Origin of the sequence: Azospirillum sp. B4 (assembly GCF_000333275.1) — a bacterium.
Classification (GTDB): Bacteria; Pseudomonadota; Alphaproteobacteria; order Azospirillales; family Azospirillaceae; genus Nitrospirillum.
Genome location: NZ_BACU01000530.1, coordinates 1 through 3,693 on the forward strand (window position 1 = coordinate 1; position 3,693 = coordinate 3,693).

A 3,693-nucleotide genomic window follows, 5' to 3' on the forward strand; every position below is an offset into this window, starting at 1 on the left:
ATCCCCGTGGCGGGCCTGCTCATCTCCGGCTACGCCCTGGGCGTGGTGGTGGGCGCCCCCATCCTGACGCTGACCACCGGCCGCCTGCCGCGCAAGACCCTGCTGATCGGGCTGATGGGCCTGTTCATCGTCGGCAACGTCCTGGCCGCCGTCTCCTCAAGCTACAGCTTGTTGATGGTGGCGCGCATCGTCGCCAGCTTCACCCACGGTTCCTTCTTCGGCATCGGTTCCGTCGTCGCGGCCAGCCTGGTGCCGGCGGAGCGGCGGGCCAGCGCCATCGCGCTGATGTTCACCGGCCTGACCCTGGCCAACATCCTGGGCGTGCCGCTGGGTACCCTGATCGGCCAGAATTTCGGCTGGCGCGCCACCTTCTGGGCGGTGGCCGGCCTGGGGCTGGTCGCGGCGCTGGCCGTGGCCGCGCTGGTGCCGCCGGTGGCGGCGTCCGAGCAGGGCGGCATGGCATCCGAGGTCGCGGTGCTGAAGCGGCCGGCCGTGCTGGTGGCGCTGGCCACCACGGTGCTGGGCTTCGGCGGCGTCTTCGCCGTCTTCACCTACATCACGCCCATCCTGGAGCACGCGGCCGGCCTGTCGCCCACCGCCGTCACCAGCGCGCTGCTGGTCTTCGGCCTGGGTCTGACCGTGGGCAATTGGCTGGGCGGTCGCCTGGCCGACCGGGCGCTGATGCCCACCCTGGTGGGCGTGCTGGTGCTCTTGGGCGTGATCATGGCCGGCTTCGCCGCCACCATGCACAGCCCGGTCGCCGCTGTCGCCACCCTGTTCGCCTGGGGTGTCGCCGCCTTCGCCACCGTGCCGCCCCTGCAGATGCGGGTGCTGGAAAAGGCAGGGGACGCGCCCAACCTGGCGGCGTCGCTCAACATCGGCGCCTTCAACCTGGGCAACGCCGGCGGCGCCTTCCTGGGGGGCCTGGTGATCGATGGCGGATTCGGGTATGAGGCCGTGGCCTTTGCCGGCGCCACCGTGGCCTTGGGCGGCCTGCTGCTGGCGCTGCTGGGCTGGGGGCAGGACCGGCGGGCTGCCAGCCTGAAGGTCGCGGAAGCCGCCTGCGGCTGAGGGCCAGCATAGGAGGGTTGCGAGGGTCGGCCACGCCGCGTGGACCGGCCCTCCACATATTCTCCACAAAAGTTGGCTAACCCATCTCGGAATTATCGGACACTTTGCTATCTTGTTCGGATGTGCCCAGGCCGTCTGGGCAACCGCAAGTGGCCGCCGTAACCGTCAGGATGACGACCGAGATGTTGAAGCGATTGACCGCCTTCGCCCCCCTGTGCGCGGGGCTGGCCCTGTTGGCCCTGACCGCGTGCCAGAAAAAGCAGGAGCAGGCGCCGCCACCGCCGCAACAGGTGGGCGTCGTCACCCTGCATCCCCAGGCGGTGCCCCTGCGGGCGGAACTGGCCGGCCGCACCTCCTCCTACCGTGTCTCCGACGTGCGGCCCCAGGTGGCCGGCATCATCAAGCAGCGCCTGTTCGAGGAAGGGGCCACCGTCAAGGCGGGCCAGTTGCTGTACCAGATCGACCCGGCGCCCTATGAGGCGACGTATGAGCAGGCCCAGGGCACGCTCGCCAATGCCGAGGCCAACCTGATCAGCCTGAAATCCAAGGCCGAACGCTATGGCGAGCTGGTGAAGGTCGAGGGTGTCAGCAAGCAGGACTACGACGACGCCCGCGCCGCCTATCAGCAGGGCCTGGCCACGGTGATCGCCGACAAGGCGGCGCTGAAAGCGGCCAAGGTCAACCTGGATTACACCCGCATCACGGCGCCGATCAGCGGGCGCATCGGCCGTTCCTCGATAACGGAGGGGGCCTTGGTGACGGCGGACCAGACGACGGCGCTGGCCACCATCACCCAGTTGGACCCCATCTACGTCGACATCACCCAGTCCAGCATGGAGATGACGTCGCTGAAGCGCCGCCTGGCGTCGGGCGGGCTCAGCCAGGCCAGCGCCCAGGTGACGCTGAAGCTGGAGGACGGCATGGAATACGGCACGCCCGGCACGCTGAAGTTCGCCGAGGTGTCGGTGGACCAGGAGTCCGGCGCCGTCACCCTGCGCGCCCAATTCCCCAACCCGCAGGAGATGCTGCTGCCCGGCATGTACGTGCGCACCCTGGTGGAGCAGGGGGTGATGCCCAACGCCATCCTGGCGCCGCAGCAGGGCGTCACCCGCAACCCCAAGAGTGAGCCCGTCGCCCTGGTGGTGACCGCTGACAACAAGGTGGAGCAGCGCACGCTGACCGTGGACCGCACGGTGGGCGACAAGTGGCTGGTGACCAAGGGCCTGAACGACGGCGACCGGCTGATCGTGGAAGGCACGGCCAAGGTGAAGGCCGGGCAGACGGTGACGCCCGTGCAGGTGGAGGCGGGCGCCGCCCCCGCCACCGGTTCCTCCGGCAACGGGAAATAACGCGCCATGTTCGCCCGCTATTTCATCGACCGGCCCATCTTCGCCTGGGTCATCGCCATCGTCATCATGCTGTTCGGCGTGCTGGCCATCTTCACGCTGCCGGTGTCGCAATACCCGGACATCGCCCCGCCCTCCGTCTCCATCAGCGCCAGCTACCCCGGGGCCTCGGCCGAGGCGGTGGAGAGCAGCGTGGTGCAGGTGCTGGAACAGCAGCTGACCGGCATCGACCACCTGCTGTACTTCAGTTCCAGCAGCAGCTCCGACGGCGACGCCAGCATCAACGTCACCTTCGAGCAGGGCACCAACCCCGACACGGCCCAGGTGCAGGTGCAGAACAAGGTGTCGCAGGCCACCAGCCGCCTGCCCACCCAGGTGCAGCAGCAGGGCATCACCGTCGCCAAGGCGCAGACCGACTTCCTGATGGTCGTCGCGGTCTATGACGAAACGGACAAGGCCACCAGCGCCGACGTCGCCGACTTCCTGGTCAGCAACCTGCAGGACACGCTGAGCCGCGTGAACGGCGTGGGCTCTACCCGCGTCTTCGGATCGCAATATGCCATGCGCATCTGGCTGGACCCGCACAAGCTGCACAGCTACGGGCTGATGCCGTCCGACATCGAAACCGCCATCACCGAGCAGAACACGCAGGTGACGGCCGGTGAGATCGGCGCCCGCCCATCGGCCGACACCCAACAGCTGAACGCCACCGTCACCGCCATGTCGCGGCTGCAGACACCCGACCAGTTCCGCGCCATCATCGTCAAGACGCTGACCGACGGCGCCACCGTGCACCTGAGCGACGTGGCGCGGGTGGAACTGGGCAATGAGGATTACAGCGTCAGCACCCGGCTGAACGGCCACCCGGCCTCGGGCATGGCCCTGCAGCTGGCCTCCGGCGCCAACGCCATGAAGACAGCCGCGGCCGTGAAGGCCAAGGTGGAGGCGATGGCCAAGACCTTCCCCGCCGGCTACAAGATCGCCTATCCCCGCGACAGCACCGCGTTCGTGAAGCTGTCCATCCATGAGGTGATCAAGACGCTGATCGAGGCCGTCATCCTCGTGGTCATCGTCATGTTCGTCTTCCTGCAAAGCTGGCGGGCCGTGCTGATCCCGGCCATCGCCGTGCCGGTGGTGCTGCTGGGCACCTTCGGCGTGCTGTCCATCGCGGGATATTCCATCAACACCCTGACCCTGTTCGCCATGGTGCTGGCCATCGGCCTATTGGTCGACGACGCCATCGTCGTGGTGGAAAACGTGGAGCGCATCATGCGCG

General features: G+C 68.1%; 3 protein-coding genes. All 3 read left to right on the forward strand.

Annotated features, from left to right (window positions below):
- Positions 1–1,071: MFS transporter (locus I55_RS23730; RefSeq protein WP_044563108.1), on the forward strand; the 1,071-nt coding region annotated here is incomplete at its 5' end.
- Between the two features lie 182 nt (positions 1,072–1,253).
- Positions 1,254–2,420 carry an efflux RND transporter periplasmic adaptor subunit gene (locus I55_RS23735; RefSeq protein WP_252181289.1) on the forward strand — a complete coding sequence of 389 codons (1,167 nt, stop codon included), beginning with the start codon at positions 1,254–1,256 and terminating at the stop codon, positions 2,418–2,420.
- A 6-nt stretch (positions 2,421–2,426) separates the two neighbouring features.
- A partial coding sequence (locus tag I55_RS23740; protein WP_044563110.1) for an efflux RND transporter permease subunit occupies positions 2,427–3,693 on the forward strand: 1,267 nt, incomplete at its 3' end.